Annotated in this window: 17 protein-coding genes; 8 read left to right on the top strand and 9 right to left on the bottom strand. The window is 65.6% G+C overall.

Annotated elements, in window-relative coordinates; translation table 11 throughout:
* Positions 1-2: 2 nt before the first annotated feature.
* Positions 3-2411, bottom strand: coding sequence for a tetratricopeptide repeat protein (locus tag LZC95_17915; GenBank protein WXA98696.1), 2409 nt, complete (start codon positions 2409-2411; stop codon positions 3-5).
* Positions 2412-2449: 38 nt separating this feature from the next.
* Positions 2450-3322 carry a hypothetical protein gene (locus LZC95_17910; protein ID WXA98695.1) on the bottom strand — a complete coding sequence of 291 codons (873 nt, stop codon included), beginning with the start codon at positions 3320-3322 and terminating at the stop codon, positions 2450-2452.
* A gap of 453 nt (positions 3323-3775) precedes the next feature.
* Here LZC95_17910 and LZC95_17905 point away from each other — a divergent pair, with 453 nt between their 5' ends.
* The 4 genes from LZC95_17905 to LZC95_17890 are packed head-to-tail and all read left to right on the top strand — an operon-like array spanning position 3776 to position 8126.
* The gene (locus LZC95_17905) at positions 3776-4411 is read left to right on the top strand and encodes an RNA polymerase sigma factor (GenBank protein ID WXA98694.1); all 636 of its coding nucleotides are present in this window, start codon (positions 3776-3778) and stop codon (positions 4409-4411) included.
* 39 nt (positions 4412-4450) lie between these two features.
* Positions 4451-5677 carry a zf-HC2 domain-containing protein gene (locus tag LZC95_17900; GenBank protein ID WXA98693.1) on the top strand — a complete coding sequence of 409 codons (1227 nt, stop codon included), beginning with the start codon at positions 4451-4453 and terminating at the stop codon, positions 5675-5677.
* Positions 5677-6321: a hypothetical protein gene (locus LZC95_17895; protein ID WXA98692.1), complete on the top strand. Its 645-nt coding sequence runs from the start codon at positions 5677-5679 to the stop codon at positions 6319-6321. The genes LZC95_17900 and LZC95_17895 overlap by 1 nt, the downstream gene beginning before the upstream one ends.
* A gap of 26 nt (positions 6322-6347) precedes the next feature.
* Complete coding sequence (locus LZC95_17890) at positions 6348-8126, top strand: hypothetical protein (protein WXA98691.1); 1779 nt, start codon at positions 6348-6350, stop codon at positions 8124-8126.
* 129 nt (positions 8127-8255) lie between these two features.
* Here the strand turns inward: LZC95_17890 and LZC95_17885 are convergent, their stop codons facing one another.
* Together LZC95_17885 and LZC95_17880 are read right to left on the bottom strand one after the other, a co-directional pair.
* Complete coding sequence (locus tag LZC95_17885; GenBank protein WXA98690.1) at positions 8256-8651, bottom strand: TIGR02266 family protein; 396 nt, start codon at positions 8649-8651, stop codon at positions 8256-8258.
* 118 nt (positions 8652-8769) lie between these two features.
* Positions 8770-11634, bottom strand: a complete 2865-nt coding sequence (locus LZC95_17880; protein ID WXA98689.1) for a glycosyltransferase family 39 protein — start codon at positions 11632-11634, stop codon at positions 8770-8772.
* A 75-nt stretch (positions 11635-11709) separates the two neighbouring features.
* On the opposite strand from LZC95_17880, the gene era reads away from it, so the two are divergent.
* The 4 genes from era to LZC95_17860 all read left to right on the top strand — a co-directional run bounded on the left by era (position 11710) and on the right by LZC95_17860 (position 16621).
* Positions 11710-12639, top strand: a complete 930-nt coding sequence (era, locus tag LZC95_17875; protein ID WXA98688.1) for a GTPase Era — start codon at positions 11710-11712, stop codon at positions 12637-12639.
* The gene (der, locus tag LZC95_17870; protein WXA98687.1) at positions 12636-14072 is read left to right on the top strand and encodes a ribosome biogenesis GTPase Der; all 1437 of its coding nucleotides are present in this window, start codon (positions 12636-12638) and stop codon (positions 14070-14072) included. Before era ends, der begins: the two co-directional genes overlap by 4 nt.
* A gap of 277 nt (positions 14073-14349) precedes the next feature.
* The gene (locus tag LZC95_17865; GenBank protein ID WXA98686.1) at positions 14350-14691 is read left to right on the top strand and encodes a YdeI/OmpD-associated family protein; all 342 of its coding nucleotides are present in this window, start codon (positions 14350-14352) and stop codon (positions 14689-14691) included.
* A 19-nt stretch (positions 14692-14710) separates the two neighbouring features.
* A complete protein-coding gene (locus LZC95_17860) occupies positions 14711-16621 on the top strand; it encodes a KUP/HAK/KT family potassium transporter (GenBank protein WXA98685.1) in 1911 nt (636 codons plus the stop codon).
* On the opposite strand, the gene LZC95_17855 is transcribed toward LZC95_17860, so the two are convergent.
* The 5 genes from LZC95_17855 to rpsR form a co-directional block, all read right to left on the bottom strand.
* Positions 16590-17879 carry a trypsin-like serine protease gene (locus LZC95_17855; GenBank protein WXA98684.1) on the bottom strand — a complete coding sequence of 430 codons (1290 nt, stop codon included), beginning with the start codon at positions 17877-17879 and terminating at the stop codon, positions 16590-16592. The two genes, LZC95_17860 and LZC95_17855, sit on opposite strands and share 32 nt — an antisense overlap.
* A gap of 602 nt (positions 17880-18481) precedes the next feature.
* A complete protein-coding gene (locus LZC95_17850) occupies positions 18482-19636 on the bottom strand; it encodes an ArsA family ATPase (GenBank protein ID WXA98683.1) in 1155 nt (384 codons plus the stop codon).
* A gap of 65 nt (positions 19637-19701) precedes the next feature.
* On the bottom strand, positions 19702-21183 hold the full coding sequence (gene dnaB, locus LZC95_17845) for a replicative DNA helicase (GenBank protein WXA98682.1): 1482 nt from the start codon (positions 21181-21183) through the stop codon (positions 19702-19704).
* Between the two features lie 125 nt (positions 21184-21308).
* Positions 21309-21764: a 50S ribosomal protein L9 gene (gene rplI, locus LZC95_17840; protein ID WXA98681.1), complete on the bottom strand. Its 456-nt coding sequence runs from the start codon at positions 21762-21764 to the stop codon at positions 21309-21311.
* Between the two features lie 34 nt (positions 21765-21798).
* Complete coding sequence (gene rpsR / locus LZC95_17835; protein ID WXA98680.1) at positions 21799-22086, bottom strand: 30S ribosomal protein S18; 288 nt, start codon at positions 22084-22086, stop codon at positions 21799-21801.
* Between the last annotated feature and the right edge of the window lie 2 nt (positions 22087-22088).

Below are 22088 nucleotides of genomic sequence, written 5' to 3'. Positions count from 1 at the left end.
CTCTACTTCGCGGGGGCCGGCGTCGTCGGCGAACCTGAAGGTGCCTCGCCGGCGTCGTCGAGCACTTCGCGCAGCTCTTCGTCGAGGAGTTGCTCCTCGCGCGCGCGCTCGTGTTGGAGGTTGCGAACCCGTTCGAGTTCTTCCTCGCGCACCTCCCAGGCTTGCTCGGTGATGCCGACGTCCGCCCGGAGAACGATCCCCCGAATTTTGTCACGAACCAAGGTGAAGTTCCGCTCGGCGACGTGACCGACCAGGTCGTGCGCCTCCCCGTCCAGGGCGGTGAGCTGCACCTTGTAGCCCTCGATCTTCTTCGCCTCGACGTCGATCTTGCCGCGCAGTTCTGCGACCCGCTGGGTGACCTGCACCTCGAGCTGGTTGAACGCGGCGGTGACGCGCTCCTCGGTCTGGCGCGCCTGCGACAAGATCGGCGAGATGCGCTGGGCGTACGCCTGCGCATTCGACCCCGCCTGTCCGCCCGAGGCCAACTGCGTCTCGCGCTCGACCAAGTCGCGGAACTGCTGCCGCGCCAGCGCGTCGTTCTGGAAACGTGCGTCGCCCAGACCGACCTGGGCGCGACCGATCTCGATCTGCCGGCGCAATTCGGTGGCTTGGTCCTGGTAGAGCTTGAGCTGGCGCTCGTTGTCGTCGAGCTCTCCCTGGATGCGCTGCACGCTCGCCGGATCGCGGGCGACGCCGCGCTGGGCATCTTCCCGCAGCATGCGCCGCAGGCCGTTGACCACGGCGTGGAGGTAGTCGACCTCTTTGACCCGGCGCGAAAGCTCCTGCGACACCTTGTTCCACTGCAGGGTGCCGACGTAATCGCGCTCGTCGAAGTCCTCCTGCGTGACCGGCGTTTGCTCGACGACGCTCATCAACGCGCGGCGCTGCGCACGGACGCTGGCGATTTCGCCCTGAAGATCCGACGGCTCCTCGTCATCCAGGCCGCGCGCCAGGCGCACACGCGCCCGAGCGACCTTGTTGATGAGGCCCAGCGCACGCTGCTCGCCGGCGAGAAGCTCCGGGAAGGCCCGGACGCGGTTCGCCGATTGGCTGACCGTGATCAGCCTGTCGATGAGCCGCTCGGAATCGGCGATGAGCTTTTTGCACTGGTTGATGTCGTCGATGACGCGGAACGCTGCGGGACCGTCTTCGGCCTCGCGCGCCCAGCGCACGGCCAGCGGCGGGAGCTGCTCGTTCGAATCGAGCGCGTCGAGCTGCTGCTGCGAGAGCTTCTCGTAGTAGACCGCCGGGTCCTTCGTGGACTCGAGGAAGTTCTCCACCTTGACCCGCATCGGATCGTACTGCTCGCGCACACCGAGGTAGAGCTGCAGCGCCTTGTCGAAGGCGCCCGCGCGCAAGAGCAAGTCCGCCCGAAGCAAGGTGCCGTCGCCGGCGTAGCTCGAATCGGGATCCGCGATGGAGAGCACCTCCAGCGCACGCTCGGCGCGCTGCACGTCGCCCAGGCGCACGTAGACCCAGGCCAGCTCGTAGAGCATCGTGTCGAACTCGGGGGACTCCCGGCCGACGCGCGCGTACGCCTCGCTGGCTTGGTTGAACTGGTCCATCTCGTAGAACAAGCGACCGATGGCCATCCACGCGAGGTCGATGACGTGCTGGTGTTCCGGCGTATCGGCCGGCAGCACCGTCACTTGGCGGAAGGCCTCGATGGCCGGCTTGTAATTGAGCGGCGTGGGGCGCGGCTCGTTGCCGACGTTGCCCTCCACCGGCAGAGGCTTGCCCACCGGGTTCGGGTTGGGGCGCGCCTGCTTGATGGCGACGAGGCCCGAGAAGTACCGCGACTGGTGCGTGTACGGCGTGCCGTTCTGCACCTGGGCGAAGTGCTGCCCTGCGGTGGAGTAGTCCTTGCGGAAATACGAAGCTTTTCCGCGCGCGTACTGAATGCCCGCGTTGACTTGCGCCGGGGGCACTTGCTGGAGGCGCTGGTAAACCTCGTCCAGGGACGCGGTGTCACCAAGGCGTACCGACACGTCCACGAGGCGCGCCAGGGCCTTGCCGAAGTAAGGCTGGAAGCGCGCCTCGCCCCCGCGATCGACGAGCTGCCGGTAATCGCGCCGGGCGGAGAGGTACTGCTGCGAGGCGTAGTAGGTCTCGCCGCGCAAGAACATGGCGTCCGGGTAGCTCGGGGTATTGGGGTACCCCTCGATGATTTCGCCAAGGACGACCGACGCGCGGTCATAATCCTTCATGCGGTACAGGATTTCGCCGTTGGCCAGGCGCTGCTCGGGCGAGAGAAGCTGCGTGCGCGCGTTGGCGACGGAAGCATTGACCGACGGAACGTCGCGATCGGCCTGCTGAATGTCGGCCTGCGCGCTTCGTGCTTTGTCATCGGAGCTGTCGGCCAGGGCCGCCGAGGGAAGTAAGACCAGCGGGACGCCTATCGCGAGAAACACGCGATAGATACTGGCGCCCCGTAGGCGTGCCCGACCTCTCACTTTTTGCCCCCGCCGACCGAGACGCCCACACTCCCTGACGCGCTGCCCGCGGGTGCGGCGCCGCCGGGTGCGGGAGGCGCTGCGGCCCCACCTGGCGGAGCGGCTGCCGGAACCGGCTGCGCGCCGAGCGATTGCACCTTCTCGTGCCACTCGATGGTGGGGCGCTGCTCGAGCGGCGTGGTGACTCCACCCTTTTCCAGCGCGGTGGCGTCCACCGTCATGGTCTTGCCCTCCACGGCTGTGAAGGAGTGGCTCGACTTGACCTCGAACTTGTAGCCCCGGAGGTAAGTGAAGACGCCGTAGCCGTTACCCTGGAAATTCAGCACCACCGAGATGGTGTGGTCACCCGCGGGCACCGAGCCGCTGAAGATCGGGATGTCCTTTTGGTCGGCCAACGCACCGGTGTCGTCTTGCCGGTTGTACTGAACGGCCCCGTCGAGCGTGACGAGGGCGCGCGTCAGTTTGAAGGCGCTCGACATTTCGTTGTGGAATGTAATCTCCGAACGCGAGCCTCCCGCGCCCTGCGTCATGATCGTGTCCGACAGCAGGGCGAGACGCCGATGGCTGCGACCAATCTGGTCTTTCAGCTCGTCGACCCGCGCTTCGAGATCACGCAGGCGCACCGCGTACGTTTGGCCATCCATCTGGCCAGACGCCGTCGCCGTTCCTGCCGCCGCCGCGCCTACGGGCGCGCCGCCGTCCTTGGCTGCCGTTGTTGCTGCCGATGCAGGTCCTGGTTGCGGACTCGCGGTGGATGTTGCTCCGCCATCTTTCGCCGTGCCAGCCTTTCCATCCCCCTTCGTGGCCGTCGGTTGCTGCGCGATGACCGAGAACGAAACCGCGACCGACAGAAGAAAAGTGAGACCCATTGCCGCATGACGTCGCATTCGGAAACCCTTCCTCTCACCAAATCCAAGACACAAAACCAAGCCAGCTACTGCGTACTGCGATGGGCAGTCTAGTTGTGCCCGGCGCTGGCTTGCAACGAGAAGTCCGCTTGAGGCCTCTTGGGGTTCCCCCGTCCGCCCGGACATTCAAAGCTGGCCACTGTAGCCTGTAGCCCGTGGGGCGTAGCCTGAATTAGAGTAGCCGGCCGAAAGGTTCGCTCCTCGCTCCTGCCGTTTTCTGGCGATATTCTGGCCGGATCCTCGATACATTGTCGAAGTCGAACCTCGGGGAAACGAGCACCGGGGAGAGCACGCCGAACTCATGGGCGCAGTCCACGCGAGAGCCAAAAGATCTTTTGGAGGGCCTACACGTCGGATCCTCAAAGGAAATGTTTGCCCGCGTGTTAGCCGCCATCTTGCGTGTGAGGAGGGACCGTGACCGGCTCTGGCCCTACCCGCGCCGAGGTGACCGACGAGGCTCTGATGATCCGCTACCAGCGCGGGGATGGGACGGCCTTCGCCCAACTCGTGCGGCGGCACCAAACGGCGCTCTACAACTTTGCCTTTCGGCAACTAGGGGGCGCGACGCAGGCCGCCGAGGACGTGGTGCAAGACGCCTTCGTCCGGGTGGTGCAAAACGCGGCCGACTTCAAACACGAGGCTCGGTTCACCACCTGGCTCTACACGATCGCGCGCAACCTCTGCATCGACCAGATGCGAAAGCGGGCGTTGCGAAGGCACCCCTCTCTGGATGAGGCACGAAGCGGTGACGCGCAAGGCGATGGCGAGGGTCCCACATTGGGAGAGCAGACCGCGGATGCCCGAGCCAATGTGGAGCGGGACGCCGGCGGGACGGAAATCAAGCAACGAATCGCCAAGGCGGTCGAAGGCCTCCCCGACGACCAGCGCGAGGTGTTTCTGATGCGCGAGCTGGCGAATCTCCCCTTCAAGGAGATTGCCGAGATCACGGGGGTTCCCGAAAATACGGTGAAGAGCCGGATGCGCTACGCGCTGGAACGGCTGCAAGACGCACTCAGCGAGTACGAGGAGTATGCACGGGCACTTCGATGAACAGCGTGGATAAATAAGGGAGTCGATAAGAGGAAAGGTATGGACTGCGAGAAGTTCGAGAGCGCGCTCATGGATGAGCTCTACGACGAGCTCGATGAGCTGACGAGCGCCGCCAGCAAGCGACATGTCGCAGGCTGCGCGCGTTGCGCCAGCTTGCTCCATGGGCTCTCGGCCACCCGCCGCATCGCCATCCTCGAAACGGTGGAACCGCCGGCGGGCTTGGAGGAGCGCATCCTCGCGGCCACGAAGGAAGCGCAGAAGGTCGTGCCCCTGCGCGGGCGCATCTCGCGCGTGGTGTCCTGGGCCGGCAGCTGGGCCATGCGCCCGCAAACCGCGATGGCCGCGGTCTTCCTCTTGATGATCGGCTCGACCAGCGTGCTGCTTCTGCGCGCGCGCAGCAGCGTTCAACAGATGGGCAGCGCGCCCATGGTGGTGACCGAGCAAGGGGCACCTGCCGCCTCCGCAGCGCCCGACGAGCAAGACAACCCGCTCGATACGGATCGCGCCACCGGCGCACATGGTGCAGTCGAGGCGCGCAAGCCCGCGCCCCCTGCCGCACCGCCCGCGTTTGCAAGTGCCGAAGGCTGGGTGGCGAAGGACGAAGCGCGCCGTGAGCGCACGGCGGACGACAAAGAGAAGGAAGCGAAGGAGATGCCGTTGGCTGCGGCGACCGCACCGGCGGCGCTCGGCGCTGCGGGTTCGTTCGAGGGCAGCGAGAGCAATGCCGCGGGCGGTGCGCCCGTGCAAGCCGCGCCGCCGGCGGTGCAGGCGCAAAGCCCCGCCAAGGTGGCGGTGGGTGGCGCGAAGACCGGCGTCGACTCCCAGGCGGGAGGCGCGTCCCAAGCGCAGGGCGATCAGGGCGCGAGCCTCGATGTGGCGATGGCCTCGTACCGCGCGCACAACTACGACGAGGCAACGCGCTCCTTCGATGGGCTGGCCGCGACTGGCAACTCCAGCGCATCGCTCTGGGCCGCACGCAGCGTGCGCGAATCGCAAGGGTGCGCGGCTGCGGTGCCGCGCTTCGAGCAAGTGGCCGCGCGCGCCTACGGTACCTCGGTGGGCTACGACGCCACCTTCGAGGGGGCCCTCTGTTACAAAACCATGGGGCAGACGGACAAAGCGCGGGCCCTGTTCGGGCGGCTGCTCACGGTGCCGACGCACGCGGCGCGCGCCCAGAGCGAGCTCGATGCGATGAGCGCGAAGGGCGGTGTTCGCAACATGCCGATGCGGAAGACGGCTCCCCCACCGGCATCGGAAAAGAAGTAGTGACCGCGCCGGTCGATGCGCTGGTGGAAGCCTGGTGCACCCGGGACCACGCGCGCGCACTCCTTCCCGAAGACCATGACGTGGTGGAGGCGACCCGCGCCCTGCGCGCGCTCATCGTGGAAGGCGTCGTCGGCCAGCTTGCCCAGCGCGACGTGCTCCACGCCTGCTGGCGCCTGGGGCACCTGATCGCGACACGGGGAGGCTCCCCCACCCTGCTCGGATCCACCTTGGATGGCGCCTACGCGGTGACGGCCACGGGCACCGACTCGGCGGCCGACCCGTGGGTCTCGATGCGCGCGGCAGCCGCGGAAGGCTTCGCGGCCGCCCGGGCCGATCTGGCGCACGCGCAGGCCGCGGCGGCGTGGGATTACCCATTTTGCGCCGTTCGGATCGATGAGGAATCGGTGGCATTGGCCGGCGGTTACCCGGACGATGACACTGCGGCCATCGAGCTATGGGCAGGGCGCGTCGCGCAATCCGTGGCGCGCGCCGGGTATCGTCGCGCCTTCTTGAGCGGGCGCGTGGAGGTCTGTCGTGCGCTGGAAGATGCGCTTTCGTTCGTGGGCGTGTGCCGCATCCCCGAGCCTTCCGCAAAAGGCGCCGAGCGGCGGTTTCTGGGATTCTGGAAACGATCAGTCAAATAGAAATCATGTATAAAACCCCGCAGATCATGCGCGGTGTACGTTTCCTCTTTGGGCTTCTCGCGGGTGTTGTGGGCGTGGCGGCGTGTTCGTCGGATGACGACCCGACGCGGGTGTCGGTCGGGCCTTCCCTGTTGTTTCCGCGCGGCGTGTTCGACAACGTGCGCAAGCTCACGCTCATCGTCTACGACACCTCGGACGGTGTGGACTGCGCGGCGGATGGAAATGTCACCGGTCCGACGGGCCGGCGTCTGGCCACGAAGGAACTATCGTCGAAGGGCTGCGCCGACGGCGTGAAGTTCTGCGGCGAGGTGTCCATCGAGCAGTCGAACAACGTGCGCGTCTTCTTCGCGGAAGGCCTGGGAGGCACGGGCGAGCGCGTGGCCGTCGGATGCAGCAAGGCCATCGCCAACCAGGACGCCGTGCCCGTCGAGATCAAGATGCGGCGCTTCATCAAGCCGGCGTTCTGCGGCAGCGGTGCCATCGAGCCCACGGAGCAGTGCGAGAAGCCCGATCCGACCTGCGACGATTCGTGCCACACGTCCGAGGTGTACCTGTCGGGCGGCCACGGCGCGCCCAGCACCGCCAATGGCAAGCCGGGCGACAAGCGGGATCCGTTCTTCTTGTGGCCCACGGCCTCGTCAAGTGCGAGCAATGCCGGGCGCTTCGTGGCCTTCTTCGGGGATCAGACACCGGGCCAAACGGAAGTGACCATGCGCGTCCTTTCCGATGCGTTCGCGCCGTACACGGGCCAGGGGCAGGAGATTCAGAACTTCTCCTTCTACCTGCCCAACGACAATTCGGCCGGCGCGGCCTTTCCGCCCACGGCCGAGGGTGGAAATCAGTTTCGTCCGACGGCGGTCTACGCGGCGGGCAACTACTACGTCGTGTACGACGATGACATCGGCGGCTCGCCGGACATCAGCCTGCGATCCATGACGTCGTCGTTTGGTGCGCAACAAGGTCGGCAGGATCCCGTCGTCATCAATGGGGCGAACGGCGAAGGCGGGCGGCAGATTCGTCCGTCCGTGGCGCTGGGCACCGATGGTCTGCTCTTCATCGCGTGGGAAGACGTGGAGGGCGGCCGGGTGCACGGGCGCACGTTCAACCTCACCACCAAGGCCTTGGGCCCGCAGCACGATGACATCGGCAGCGGTTCGAGCAGCCATGGCATCAAGGTGGCGACGCTCGGAACGGGAGGCGCCGCCGCCGGCGCGATGTACGTGGCCACGTGGGAAAGCGGAACCGATATCAAAATGCGGCTCATCAGGTCCGATGGTGCGCTCGTGGGGCCCGAGCAGACGGTGAACGATGCCTCGCACTCGGGGGTGCAGTCGCATCCCTCGGTGGCCGCGCTGCCGGATGGGCGCTTTGCCATCGTGTGGGCCGATCAGGGACGCAAAAACGGCGACATCTTCATCCAGCGCTACAAGGTAACCGCCACGGGGGCGCAAGCCGTCGCGGGCGATCAGCGCGATGCCATCAACGACGTGGTGAGCGACGGCGAGCAAAACGCGCCGGTCATCGCCAGCTCCTCCGCAGTGGGTGGCTCCTACGTGGCCGCATGGGTCGACTTCCCCAGCGGCCACGTGCGCGCACGCTTCCTAGGCGGCGATGCCGGCGCTTTGTTCAACCATGTCGATGGGCAAGAATCGGAATTCCAGGCCAGCATCGTCTCGGGGCGAGGCCGGGCCAATCCCACGGTGGCCGTCGGCGGTGCGGGCGCCTACGTGGCCATCGGCTGGGAAGACACGACGAACGATCCCCGCGCCGGCATCTACGGCCGCCGTTTCCCAGTTGGCGAGTAGAATGAACCGCCAAGGCGCCAAGAACGCCAAGCTAACGAGGATGAGTCGCGTGCCGATGCCTTGATTCGATTCGGCATCGTGTGATGCGTGTGCAGATCCAAGGTCTTGGCGACCTTGGCGTCTTGGCGGTTAGTTTGCGCCGCGGAGATAGGCGATGGTGCGAATGACCTCGACCAACCGTTCGCGTTCTTGGATTCCCAGCTCCGTGAAGCGCACGCCCATTCCGGGGTTCGGATTGTCGGCTTGAAGCTTGATGCGATTTTGCCACGCCACCACCCCGGCGAGTTTGAACGGCTCGTAGCCCGGGGGTGAGAAGGAAAGTAGAAGACGCGTGCCAATGGGGAGCGGCTCCAACGTCTTCACGAAAATGCCCATCTCACTGATGTTCGTGATCGACGCGTAGAGAAAAGTTTCGTCCGTCACGCAGTCCACCGCCCAGATCACCTCGAAACGGTCGTTGCGCCGGCGCTCGTCCGAAGGTGGGGCAGAGCTGTGGGGCCGGGACGCGTCGTCGCGCATTGCCATCTGACCGCCTTGGCACTCAATCGCGCCGGACGCAACCCTAAAGGAATCTATTTCGTTGGCTCGTTGGGTGGTAACCCGACGTTCCTGGCAGCCGACTCGTTCGTTCCTGGCGAACCGACTATTGGACGAGCAGCGGTCCACCGTTGATGCGATTGTCTCCGTCGCTCGGACCGCTCTTGATCTTGAGTCTGGTATCGCCGACGAATAGGCCGAAATAGATTGTATACGTGCCCGGCGAGAAATTCGGTTCGAGCGAGAACTCGTAATCGTCCACGACGAGATCGTCGCGCAGCCAGAGGGAGAATGGATACTTGCCCTCCACCGGCTTGTGATCGCCGTTGTGGCGGCGGCGATATCCGTCGATATGAATGAAGGCTTCCCATTCGGTGGTGACGGGCGCCAGCACTTTGTAATACGTCCTCATCCGATATTTGCGACCCGGAGCGACGGATTTGACGGCGTCGCCATTCTTGTCGGTGAGGTCGAATCCGAGAACCTGGAGTTTGTCATCCATGTTCACGTCGAGTGGATGCTGCGGGGATGGCGGTGCGCCGAGCAGAATCTTGTCGAGCGGATTCTGATTCTTCTCCGAACCTTGAAGGCGCGACGCCACGAGGAGAATCTGACTCGAGCGAGCATCGAGCACGGGGAGGTTCTGTCGCGGGCTCACGCGCTCGCGGTACATTTGATTGAGGCGCGCCAGCTCGTCGGCCTTCATGGCCACGAAGCGGCGACCTTCGCCCCCGCCCATCAGCCATTGGTAAGCGCCATGGGCATCCGAGAACGAAGGAGGCTCCCCTCCCGCGTAGTACGCGGCCGTGCGACCGCCCACGCCGAAGAGGGCCAGCGGCTCTCCGTTCTTGTGCGTGCGCTCGTAGCTTTCGAACACTTCCTTCGGCGACAGCTGGTTTGCGAGCGCCGGGTAGTACGCGCCCGAGAGAACCACGCCGAGGGCGGTGCCCAGCGCAACGAAGCCCGCCGCGCGGCGTCCCTGAAGAAGCTCGCCGAGGAAACCGAGGGCGAGGAACATCGCGATGCCCGACGGCACGGCGAAGGCCAAGGCCACCAGCGGGTTCGCGTGGCGCGACATCAGAACGCCGAACACCCCGAGCGGCACGGCGAGCACCATCAGCGGAAGAAGGATGACCAGGTAGCCGACCCTGCGCGTGCGATCCTCTTCCCGCTTGAGGGCGCCGAACAACTCCTCGAAGGGCTCGAAGCCGCGGGTCAGTGAACCCACGGTGAGGGGTTTGCCGGAGCCGAACATCCAGAGCCACACGTCCGTCGCGAAGAAGACGCCGAAGATGGCCACGAGCGGAACGAGGGCGGTAACCCACCACGCATTGAGTGCCCCCTCGCGCATCTGCATCGAGATGGAGGTGAGCATCTTCAAGTGAAAGCGCGTGGCCACCCAGATGAGGAGCCCCGCGAGCGAGGCACCGGCCACGAGGGCGAAGTAGACGAGGGCGAGGAGGCCATCCCATGCATCGCGCAGCGAATTGGCGATGTGGAGGTAATTGTCGACGTCGAACGGGCGGCGTTTCACGTCGCGATCGGTGCGCTCGCACCACGATAGAAAGGCGATGCCGGCAAAGCCCACGAGGGCGACGGTCCACAGCGCGAGCGCGTGGTCTTTGAAGGTCTCGGGGAAGCTCGCTCCAACGACGGCGAAGGCTTGGTAGGCCTTGTCCGGGAGCTCGTGGAAGTCGTGGTGGAAGACGCCGAGAAACACGGCCGTGCCCACGCCCAAGGCGACCGACGCGTGTGCGCCGCGCTCGAAGTCGCGGATGGCGATGCCGCAAGCCGCCGCCAAAATGGCGGGCGCGCAGAAGGCCACGAGGTCCGTCTTGGCGACGATGAAGCCGTGCACGGTGAAGGCCACGGCGGCGCCGACGAGGATGGCGACGCGAAAAATGCTCTCGCGATCGAGCGCTTCCTTGTCGCTTTTTTCAGCTGTGTCGCCTGTCTCGCTTGCACGCGGCGGCGCGATGAAGAGACGGCCGATCGCAAACGGAATGAAGGCGCTCCACGGTGCGAGCGCGTGCCCGAGGTGGCCGATCATCAAGTCGAACGTGGGGTAACGGCTCGGCGTGCGGAGCATCGCGCCGATGGCGGGGCTCAGATTCTTCGTGTCGCCCTTGTCGATGGCCCGAACGGCCGCCACGATGGCGTAGGCAGCCAGGGCCAGCCCGAGAACGGCAATCGTGTCGGAGAGCGAGTCCAAGGTATCGCGGCGGCCGGCCGCGACGACGACGAACCATGCAATGCCCACGGCGGCGAGCGGCACGGCGAGCCCAAAAAGCGCACCGCGGCTGTAGTAGCCGACCACGAGCCCCAGCAGACCGAGCGCGAGAAACGCGTAGCGGACGCCGGCGCCCGATTCCCGGCGGCGATCGAAAATAGCGACGGACAGCCCCGAAAAGGCCATGGAGATGCCGCTCATCGTGACGATGTCGCCCAGCATCGAGCGGGCCTGCACGAAGTAGAGCGGCATCGTCACCAGGGCGAGCACCGAATAAAGGCCCGCGCGCCGGTCCACCAGGCGCGCGACGGCGGCGTACAGGGCGAGGGCCCCGCCAACGCCCCAAAGCGCCAGGGGCAGGCGGCCCGACCACTCGTGCAGCTTGAAAAGCTTGAACCCGAGCGCAATCGACGTGAACGGCAGCTCGGGCCGCCCCAGGTCGTTCAAGTGCGGCAGCGAATTGTCCGCGCCGGAGAGCGCCAGGGCGTCCGCGTGGAACAGATTGAGCGCCAGCCGGCGGCCCAAGTCCGCGATGTTGAGCTCGTACGGGTCCCAGAGCCCGCTCTTGGAAAGCGGCGGGAGGAGGAGCAAGACGAGGACGGGAATGGCCACCGCCAGGGCCGTCGCGGTCCAGGGCGGGAATCGGAATGGCGCCTTTTCGGGCGCAGGCTCCCGTTTCTCCTCGGTTTTTTCGGCCGTTTTCGATTCCAAAGCAAGCTTGTCGTCGGATTCTTCGCTCATCGCAAAAACCGGCCCGGAGGGTAGTCGGGATGGGGAAGACGGTAAAGCCGTGATACGGTGCGCCGCCCCTCAGCCATGTCGAAGATTCATGTCGGGACCGTAGCCCTGGTGGGCCGGCCCAATGTTGGAAAGAGCACCCTGCTCAATGCGCTCCTCGGCGAGCGCATTGCGATCGTCAGCCACCACCCGCAGACGACCCGCGATCGTATTCTCGGTGTCCTCACGCAGAAGGACGCGCAGTACGTCTTCATCGATACGCCCGGCATGCACGCCGCCAAGACGAAACTTGGCGCCCGCATGAACCACGAAGCGCGCCAGGCGGCGCGCGAAGCCAACGTGGTGGTCTTCGTGACCTCCGTCGGCGTGGAGCCGGCACCGTCGGTGGGGCGGTTCGATGCGTCGCTGCTCGAGCAATTGAAGGCCGCGAACGTGCCGGTCGTGCTCGCGATCAACAAGGTGGATCGCGCGGCGGACAAGGGCGCGCTGTTTGCGGTGCTGGAAGCGTATGCGAAGGCCTTCGACTTCGCGGCCTTGGTGCCCATCAGCGCCAAAAAACGCGACGGGCTCGATCGGGTGCTCGCCGAGGTGAAGAAGCACCTCCCCGAGGACGAGCTGCTCTACGAAGCGGACACGCTCACCGATAGGCCGATGCGCTTTTTGGTGGCGGAGTTCGTGCGCGAGCAGATCCTGCGCGCGACGCGCGAAGAGGTCCCGCACGGGGTCGCGGTGGTCGTGGACCGCTTCGACGAGTCGGGCAAGATTCCCAAAATCGAGCTGTCGGTGCACGTCGACCGCGAGGGGCACAAAAAGATCCTCGTGGGAAAACAAGGCGCCGTGCTCAAGGAAATCGGCTCCAAGGCCCGGGCACGGGTCGAGAGCTTGATGGGCAGACAGGTGCACCTCGCCCTCTGGGTTCGGGTGACACCGCATTGGTACGAGTCCGATCGCGGACTGATGGAAATGGGCTACATCGGTGAAACCGACGGCTCGAAGGATTCCCGATGACGAAGCATCGCAAATCGACCGAGGGGCCGAAGGCCACCGCGGGCGGCGGCAAGAGTAAACTCCCGGCGGGCCTTTCCGGCCTGCCCATCGTGGCCATCGTCGGCCGGCCCAACGTGGGCAAATCGACCTTGTTCAATCGGCTCGCACGGCGGCGCATCGCCATCGTGCACGACGAGCCGGGCGTCACGCGCGATCGGCACTACGCGGATACGTCGGCGTACGGGCGCCCCTACACCTTGATCGACACCGGCGGATTCGATCCCGAGGACGAGGATCCGATGAAGGCCGGCATCGCGCACCACGTGAAGCTCGCCATCGACGAGGCGGACGTCATCATCTTCCTCACGGATGCGACCACGTCGCTCACCAGCGCGGATCGCGCGGCGATTCGGCTGCTCCGCGTGGCGAAGAAGCCGGTGTTCTTCGCGGCCAACAAGGCCGACTCGGCCAAGGTCGACGCGGAAGCCTTCGAGCTGTACCGCGAGGGCGTCGAGACCGTGTACCCGGTGAGCTCGTTGCACGGGCGCGGCATCGGCGACCTGGAAGCCGCCGTGGTGGACGCCTTTCCGCCCGAAGAAGAGACCGAGGCCCCCGAGGACGACGGCATCACGCGCGTGGCCATCGTGGGGCGACCCAACGCCGGGAAATCGAGCCTGGTGAACCGTGTGCTGGGCGAAGAGCGCATGCTGGTGAGCGACGAGCCAGGTACGACGCGCGATGCCATCGATGCGCTCGTCGAGCGCGGCGACAAGCGCTACGTGCTCATCGACACCGCGGGCATCCGTCGCAAGGGCAAGGTCGCGAAGGCCGAGAGCACGGTCGAGGCGGTGAGCGTGCTTCACGCCATCCGGAGCATCGAGCGCGCGCAGGTCGCGGTTCTTTTGTGCGACTCCTCCGAGGGCGTGGCCGAGCAGGATGCGAAGATCCTGGGCCTCGCGGAAGAGCGTTCGCGCGCCATCATCATCGCGCTGAACAAGAGCGACCTGGTGTCCTCGAAGAAGGACATGGATGCCATCGAGACGCGGGCGCGCGAGAAGCTGTCCTTCGCGCCCTACGCCCCCGCGGTGCGCATCAGCGCGATGAAGGGGCGCGGGCTGAACGAGCTGTTTGCGACGATCGACCGCGTGAAGGAAGGCTTCACCAAGCGCGTCTCCACGGGCGAGCTGAATCGCTTCTTCGCCCAGGTGCTCGAGACGCGGCCGCCGCCGACCAGCGGCGGCAAGGCGCCGCGGCTCTATTACATTACGCAAGCCGAAACGTCGCCGCCCACGTTCGTCTGCATCACGAATGCGCCGGATGCCGTGCACTTTTCGTATCGGCGCTTCGTGATCAACCAACTGCGGAAACACTTCGGATTCGAGGGTGTTCCGATCCGTGTATTCTACAAGGCCAAGCGCCGCCGCACGCGGCCGGGCGAAGAAGCGACGGAGTAACGCAACAGTCGATCAATGGCGACAGACTCGCGAGTCTTCCGCAGTCGAGCAGCGGCAGCGGGACAACTCCGGCGAGGCCGGCGCCTTGTTTTGTCCCAACACCAAGATCGCCAAACCTCGTTCCGATCCTGACTTTCCCAAAGCAACGATCGCGCCGGTCCCGCCGGTCCATTCTCGCTGCCGCGGTTCCAGCACGAGGTCATTGCAAACCTGACGCGTTCGCTCGACCGATACCGTCGACATTTGCCTGGGATCGACGCACACTGGGGTCGGTCCCATGCCGCCGAGGAAGCCCGACACGAGCCGCCTGACGCGCGCGATTCATCCGATGCCCGCGTTCGTGAAGGCCCTGCTCGTCGGGCGCGGGCTGATGGACGCCTACCGAAGCCGGCCGGCGTACCAGCAGAACGACTACATCGGCTGGATCATGCGGGCGAAGCTCGATGCCACGCGGCAGAAGCGCGTGACGCAGATGCTCGACGAGCTCGATGCGGGCAACAAATACATGAACATGAACTGGAGTGGACGAGTCCGCGCCAGCGGACGAGTCCACGGAAGTCCACGGAGGCCGAAGGCCGGAGTGAACATGGCGTGGAAAGGAAAACGCGGGGCAGGTTGACCGCGACGGGGGAGCACGCATGCAAGCCGTCGAGACCGAAACCGTCGCGCAATCCCACAAAGCTTCGCTGGCCACGCTCACGATGGGCGCGCTCGGCGTCGTGTTCGGCGACATCGGCACGAGTCCGCTCTACACCCTGAGAGAGTGCCTCCGCGCCACCGGCGGAGGCCATCCGGTGCCGGAGGACGTCCTCGGCCTGCTCTCGCTCATCTTTTGGTCGCTCACCATGGTGGTGACGGTGAAGTACCTCACCTTCATCATGCGGGCGGACAACCGCGGCGAGGGAGGCATCTTCGCGCTGCTGGCCATCGTCCCGGAGAGATTGCGCGCCTCGCGGGGCATGATGCGCATCTCCTTGGTGGCCTTCATCGTCGTGGTGGGCGCGGCGCTGCTCTATGGCGACGGGGCAATCACGCCGGCCATTTCCGTGCTCAGCGCCATCGAGGGGCTCACGGTGGTGCGCCCTTCCCTCGCCTGGGCCGTCGTGCCGGCAACCTGCGTGATCCTCCTCGGGCTCTTCTCGGTGCAGCACCGCGGGACGGGCGCCGTGGGCGCGTTCTTCGGGCCCGTCATGGCAGCGTGGTTCATCACCATCGGCGCGCTCGGGGCCTACCACATTGCGCAGATGCCCGGCGTGCTCGCGGCCATCTCGCCGCATCATGCGATCGCGTACTTCGTCGACAATGGCATGCCCGGCTTTCTCGTGCTCGGCTCCGTCGTGCTGGCGGTGACGGGCGGCGAGGCGCTCTACGCCGACATGGGGCACTTCGGCGTGCGGCCCATTCGCATCGCGTGGCTCGCCCTGGTGATGCCGGCGCTCGTCCTCTGTTATTTTGGGCAGGGCGCGCTGGTGCTCACGCACCCGGAGGCGCTGGACAACCCCTTCTTTGCGATGGTGCCCACCGGGCCGGCCACGTTTCTCCTGGTGGGCTTGTCCAGCGCGGCGACCATCATCGCCTCGCAAGCACTCATCTCGGGCGCGTTCTCGCTGACGCGGCAGGCGCAGCAACTCGGATACTTCCCGCGCGTGAACATCCTGCACACGGCGGCGCATACCGAGGGGCAGATCTACATTCCGCAGATCAACTGGGTACTTGCCACGGCGTGCCTGCTCTTGGTGCTCGGGTTTCAGAAATCGGAACGGCTGGCGTCGGCGTACGGGATCGCTGTGACCGGAACGATGATGCTCACGTCCATCGTTTTCGCCACGGTGATGCGGCACACGTGGAAATGGAATGCCGTGATCGTGGCGGCGGTGCTCGTGCTTTTTCTGTCGTTCGATGTCCCCTTCTTCGTGGCCAACACGGTCAAGGTGCTCGACGGCGGGTGGGTGCCCGTGATGATCGGCGTCTTCTTCGTCGCGGCCATGCTCATCTGGACGAAGGGGCGCACGCTCATTTTCGAGCAGTACCAGCAACGCAGCGGCAAAATGGAGGAAGCGCTTCCGCGCCTGGTGGAGTCCCTCGAGGCCCGCACCTCGGGGACGGCGGTGTTCATGTCCTCGGCCGCCTCACTGGTGCCGCCCATTTTGATTCACCTGGTCGAGCGCACGCACACCATCCACCGCTCGGTGCTGCTGCTCACCGTGATCACGGAGGACATTCCCTCCGTCCCGCCCGAACGCCGCGTGGAAGTCGCGCCGCTGCACGATGGTTTTTGCCGCGTGGTGGCCCGCTACGGGTTCATGCAGACGCCCAACGTGCCCATGGTGGTGCGCGAGGCCGGTGAGAAGGCAGGGCTCTCGATCGATCTGGACAAGGTGACGTACTTCCTCGGGCGCGAGCGCGTGCTGGGCCTGGACACTGGCGCCATGGGGCAGTTCGCGGAGCGCATTTTCGGCTATCTGCAGCGAAATGCCGTGTCGGCCGACCGGCATTTTCAGATCCCGGCCGATCAGGTCATCGAGATTGGGATTCAGCTCGATTTGTGAATGGGGTGAATGAGGTGAATGGGGCGCGGCGACGGCGGCGCGCCAAAAGCGCGAAGGCGAATAACGCGGAGGCGCCGGATGCAAAGGGCGCAGGCCGCGGTGAGGCCGCGCAGCTTCCGCCTGCGATCTCCAGGTCCTGGGGCGCGGCGCCCGAGTTGGTGCCGGCGTCGGCAACACTGGTGACGGGCACCTTGCAGAATTTCTGACTGCCCTCGAGGGTGCATGCGTAGCCCGCGGGACATGCCACGGAGAAGCAATCGAGGTTGCACGCGCCCTGGTAACACAGGCCCGATTGGCAGTCGGTCGGGACTTGGCAGGCCTGACCGAAAGCGGCCTTTCGCGGATCGGCGCCGTTCTCGGTCCATGGGGTCTCGCCGACGTCGGCGAAGGCCTGGAGGATGAGGTTCCTGAACGGTGCCGTCTGGGTGTAGACGTTGGTCGTGTTGGCGCCGATGCAGCCGCGCGGCTGGGCCGAGGTGCCGTTGCCTCCGCGCGAGACGACGCCGATGACCGCGTGGGTGCTATCGCTGAGCGCCGGGCCGCCGCTGTCGCCGCCGCAAATGGATTCGCCGGTCATGAAGTCCGCGGCGGTAAGCTCGGGGTTCGAGCTGGAGGCCGCCGCGGGCCCCACACCCGTGATGGTGAGGCCCGTGCGTTGCTTGCGCACGGCGGGCTCGGTGCCGCTGTTGCCGGAGTTGGAGTTCTCCGTCATGCCCCAGCCCACGGCGGTGAAGGCTTCGCCGATGGCCGGCCCTCGATCGATGCGGATGGGGGCGATCTTCGCATTCGGGATGGAGCGATCGAGGGCGAGCAACGCGACATCGTGCCCGCAGAGATTGGTCCCGCCGTCGGTGTAGATCTTCTTTCCTTTGGCGGCCGCCTTCTCGTACGTCGCGGCCTTGCTCAGGTCCCCAGGGCTGGCCGACCCCACGAAGACGTACAACCCGCTGACCGCGAAGTCCTCGTGCACGCCGTTCGCCTTGCACGACGCGGCGTTGTCATCGGTCTCCGAGACGCAGTGGCGCGCGGTGAGCACGAGGTTGGGCGCAACGAGGGTGCCAGTGCACCGCTCGATCGTGACGACCACGCCGGAGGGCTGGTAGCGCATGAGGAGAACGGTCTCGTCCTGCGCCGCACTCGAGTCGGTGCCCGAGACGATCTCCGCGGACGATGCGTGCGCGTCTTCATTTCGGTCGGCACTGCATGCCATCGAGGCGACGGCGACGAACGCGGCCGCGAGGACGTGGGCTCGTTGCATGTCCGCAGTGTATCCGAGCCATGAGCCCGCGCCGACATACCGTAGTCACACGGAAATGATCCGTTATGGCCATCTGTAGATCTGAAACATCGGGGGGAGGACAACCTGATTCCTAAACGGAGCATTCGATAGGGCGTCTCCGGTTCGATCGTTCGTTTCTGTAGAGCAGCGGCAGCGGAACAAGCCCGGCGGGGCCGCGCCTTGTTCGCGTCTCGCGAGAGGATCGCAAGGAGGTGCCGACCCCTCTCCTTCTGCACCGGACATCGCGCCGGTCCCGCCGGTTTTGTCCCGCTGCCGCCGTCCACGCATCGCGACGATTCGAAACCGGTCCGTTCGCTCGAACGTTACCTCGCGGGATTTTCCCCATGCCCTTCCATCGCAATCGCGAAAGGACGGCGGTGTGCCGTCGGACGCTTTCGCCGCCCAAGCTCGTTCCGCGCTCGACGAATCCGTCGTGGGTCGTCTGGTCGCTCGCCCTGAGTGTCGTCATGGGGCTCGCCGCACTCGCGACTCCAACGAACATCGCGATGCCGTTGCTCGCTGCCGCGTTGCCGGGCCCCGTGGCCGTGCTCGTTGCGGCGTTTTCGCGGCGGCGGATCTGGCTAGACGCCGCCGGACATCAACGTCGCCGCGAGATCCGAAAGCAGGCGCACGTCGTGCACGTCCGACGCAAGCTCCGGTACCTTCACGATGGGCACGCCCTCGGGAAGCTCGGCCTCGAGAACGCCGACGTTGCGATGGTCCAGCGCCGCGAGGTGAACGGCATCCAGATGCGCGCGTGAGAGGCGCTCCGCCGCGTCGTCCTCCAGCTGGATCCCGCGGGTCATCACGGCCGCCTGCGCCACCGAGGTATGAATCGGGGCATCCCCGGCATACGGCGGCGGAACGCGGTAACGGTTCACCACCAGCGCGCCGCGCGGCATGTCGTGCTGGGCGAGGCGGCCCGAGAAATAGAGCACCTCTTTGATGCTCACCGGCGAGGGCGACGTCACCAACACGAACGCAACGTCGCGGCTTCGCAAGGCCGACTGCACCCGCGCCGCACGCTCCTTGAAGCCGCCAAAGAGATCGTTGAGCTCCGTGATGAAGCCCGCAACGTCTTCCAGGAAGCCGCCGCCGGTGATCTTGCCGATCGTGCGAAGCACCACCGACGCCGAACGCGCGAGGATGTTGAGCGACAGCTTGCCCGTCGACTGGAACGCCTCGACGAACCAGCGCATGGCCGCCGAGTCGAGGGCGTCGACCAGCCGCTCCGGAGCATCGAGGAAGTCGAGCGCGTTGGCCGTGGGGGGCGTGTCGAGAAAGATGACGTCGTAACGGGGATCACCCTTCACGTCGATGAGCTTCTCCATCGCCATGTACTCCTGCGTACCGGCGAGGGAGGTGGAGACGTACTTGTAAATCTTGTTGTCCAGAAGGCGCTGCGCCCGCTCGGGGCTCGAGGAATACTTGATCACCAGCTCGTCGAAGGTGCGCTTCGTGTCGAGCATCATCACGGTGAGCGAGCCCTTGAGCGGTGCGCCGGCGTCGGCGAAGCGCGTCGGGTCGATGTCCATGGCCTCGGTGTTCATGCGCGCGATGCCAAGGCTCTCGGCCAGGCGATGCGCCGGGTCGATGGTGAGGCACAGCACGCGCTTTCCACGCTGGGCTGCCGCGACCCCCAGCGCCGCGGAGGTCGTGGTCTTACCGACCCCGCCCGCCCCCACCGAGATGATCACACGGCGCGTATCGACGATGGACTCGAGAGGCGACTTCATGAGGAGGCGTCGTTTTTACCAGGAAAGTTACGCAAAAGTCGAATCTCCGAAGGTAGCGGGCAGTATCAGCCCGGCTCGTCCTCGTATTCGCCGTCGGGCAGGTTGTCGAAGCGCGTGTATTCCTTGTCGAACCGCACCTTCGCGGTCCCGGTCGGGCCGTTACGCTGTTTGGCGAGGATCAACTCCGCGATGTTGGGCTCGGTCGAGCCTTCCTTGTTGTAGTAGTCGTCGCGGTAAATGAAGATGATGTTGTCGGCGTCCTGTTCAATCGCACCCGATTCGCGAAGGTCGCTGATCTGCGGGCGCTTCGATTTCTCACTTCGCGTTTCGACGGCACGATTGAGCTGCGAGAGCGCGATGACCGGGACCTTGAGCTCTTTGGCGAGGCCTTTGAGTCCGCGGGAGATTTCGCTGATCTCTTGCTCGCGCGAGCTGACGCCGTCGCGGCCCTTCATCAGCTGCAAGTAGTCGATGATGACGAGGCCGATCTTGCGGCCCCCGCGGCCGTCCTCGGGCTCGCGATCGTATTCGGCTTGGAGGCGGCGCACCTTGGCGCGAAGCTCGAGGATGCTCAACGTCGACGAGTCGTCGATCCAGATGGGCAAGCTGCCGAGGAAGGCAGCGGCCTGCGTCAGGCGGTTCCAGTCCTGTTGGCCGAGGAAGCCCGAGCGAACCTTGCTGACGTCGACCTTGCCCTCGGAGCACACCATACGATTGGCCAGCTGCTCGCGGGGCATTTCCAAGGAGAAGACGACCACCCCTGCCCCTTCTTGCTCCCAGCGCTGGTTCGGATCGTTCTCGAGTTCCCTGCCCTTGGGGCTCGCCACGTTGACGGCCACGTTGAGGACGAAGCTCGTTTTTCCCATGCCGGGACGCGCGGCGACGATGGAGAGGTCGCCCGGGTGGAGGCCGGCGGTGAGGCGGTCGTAGCGGTCGAAGCCGGTGGCGACACCGGTGATGCGGTCGCCGCGTTGCATGGCGTCGGTCAATTGCTTGAACGACTTCTTCATGACGCTGATCAGCTTTTCGACGCTGCTCGACTCGGAGGTACGACTCAGCTCGTACACCGCTTGCTCGGCGCCATCGATGAACTGCTGCGCCTCGCCGTAGTCGATGTAGCCCTGCGCCGCCACGCGCTGGCAGGTGGCAATCAGCTGGCGCACGCGCCACTTCTCGTGGATCGTCTTGCCGTAGGCGGCAATGTTGGCCACGGCCGGTGCGCAGTTGAGGATCTCCGTGAGGTAGGCCATCCCGCCGATCTGCTGGATGCGCTCACGGTTCTTCAGGTAAGTGCCCACTTGCACGATGTCGACGGGCTGGCCCGCCTGGCGCAACTCGATGCACGCTTCGTAAATGCGGCGGTGCGCCTCGGAGTAGTAATGCTCGGGCTTGAGGAACTCGAGGACGCGGTCGAGCGCCATGCTGTCGATCATGATCGCCGATAGAACGGCCGCCTCGGCGTCGAGATCGTGCGGAGGAACGCGCCCGTCGATCTGCGGCGGCTCCTGGATCTCCGGCTTTCCCCGCGTTTTCCACGCTTTTTCCACAGATTTTCCTCCCGAAAAAGCACGAAACCCCGGCTGCGCCGTCTGCGCAACCGAGGTCTCGAATGCTTACCACAAGTGATGTCCGGGCGCGGCCTTGACTGCGCCGCAACGACATCACGCCATGGTCACTTCTTGACGACTTCCACCTTGAGGGTGGCAACGACGTCGGTGAGAAGCTTGACCGGGATCTGCACCTGGCCGAGGGCCTTGAGGGGCTCACCGAGAACGAGCTTCTTGCGATCGAACTTGATGCCCTGGGCCTCGACGGCGGCGTGGATTTCCTTCGCCGTGACGGAGCCAAAGAGCTTGTCGTCCTCGCCGACGGCGCGGGCGATCTTGATGTCGAGCGCGTTGAGCTTCTCTGCGAGCTCGCGGCTCTCCTTCTTCAGCTTTTCGGCCTTGGCCAGGGCGACGGCCTTTTCGTGCTCGACGCGATGGACCTGGGCCACCGTCGCGGGGACGGCGAGCTGGCGCGGAAGAAGGTAGTTGCGTGCGAAGCCGGGGCGAACCTTGACGAGTTCACCGGAGGCTCCGACGTTCGGGACGTCCTGCTGAAGAATGACTTGAATCGTGGCGGGCATGGTAGCTCTCTCCCTGGTTCTTGCATCCTTCCCGTCAGGCCGTGACGGTGAAGGGCAAGAGCGCGATGTTGCGCGCGCGTTTGATCGCCTGGGTGACCTTGCGCTGGTGGAGAGCGCAGTTTCCGCTGATGCGGCGGGGAACGACCTTGCCGCGGTCGGAGATGAAGTAACGGAGCGCCTGCGGGTCTTTGTAGTCGATGACCGTGACCTTCTCCGCGCAGAACTTGCAAACGCGCTTCTTGCCCGTGCGGCGGCGGCCGGGGGCATCCTGGTTCAGATCCGGTGTGCGTCCAAAGTCTTTGTCGTCATCCAGCATAGCCATGG

The organism is Sorangiineae bacterium MSr12523 (genome assembly GCA_037157775.1).
Classification (GTDB): Bacteria; Myxococcota_A; Polyangia; order Polyangiales; family Polyangiaceae; genus Pendulispora; species Pendulispora brunnea.
This window is presented reverse-complemented; position numbering and strand designations above follow the sequence as displayed.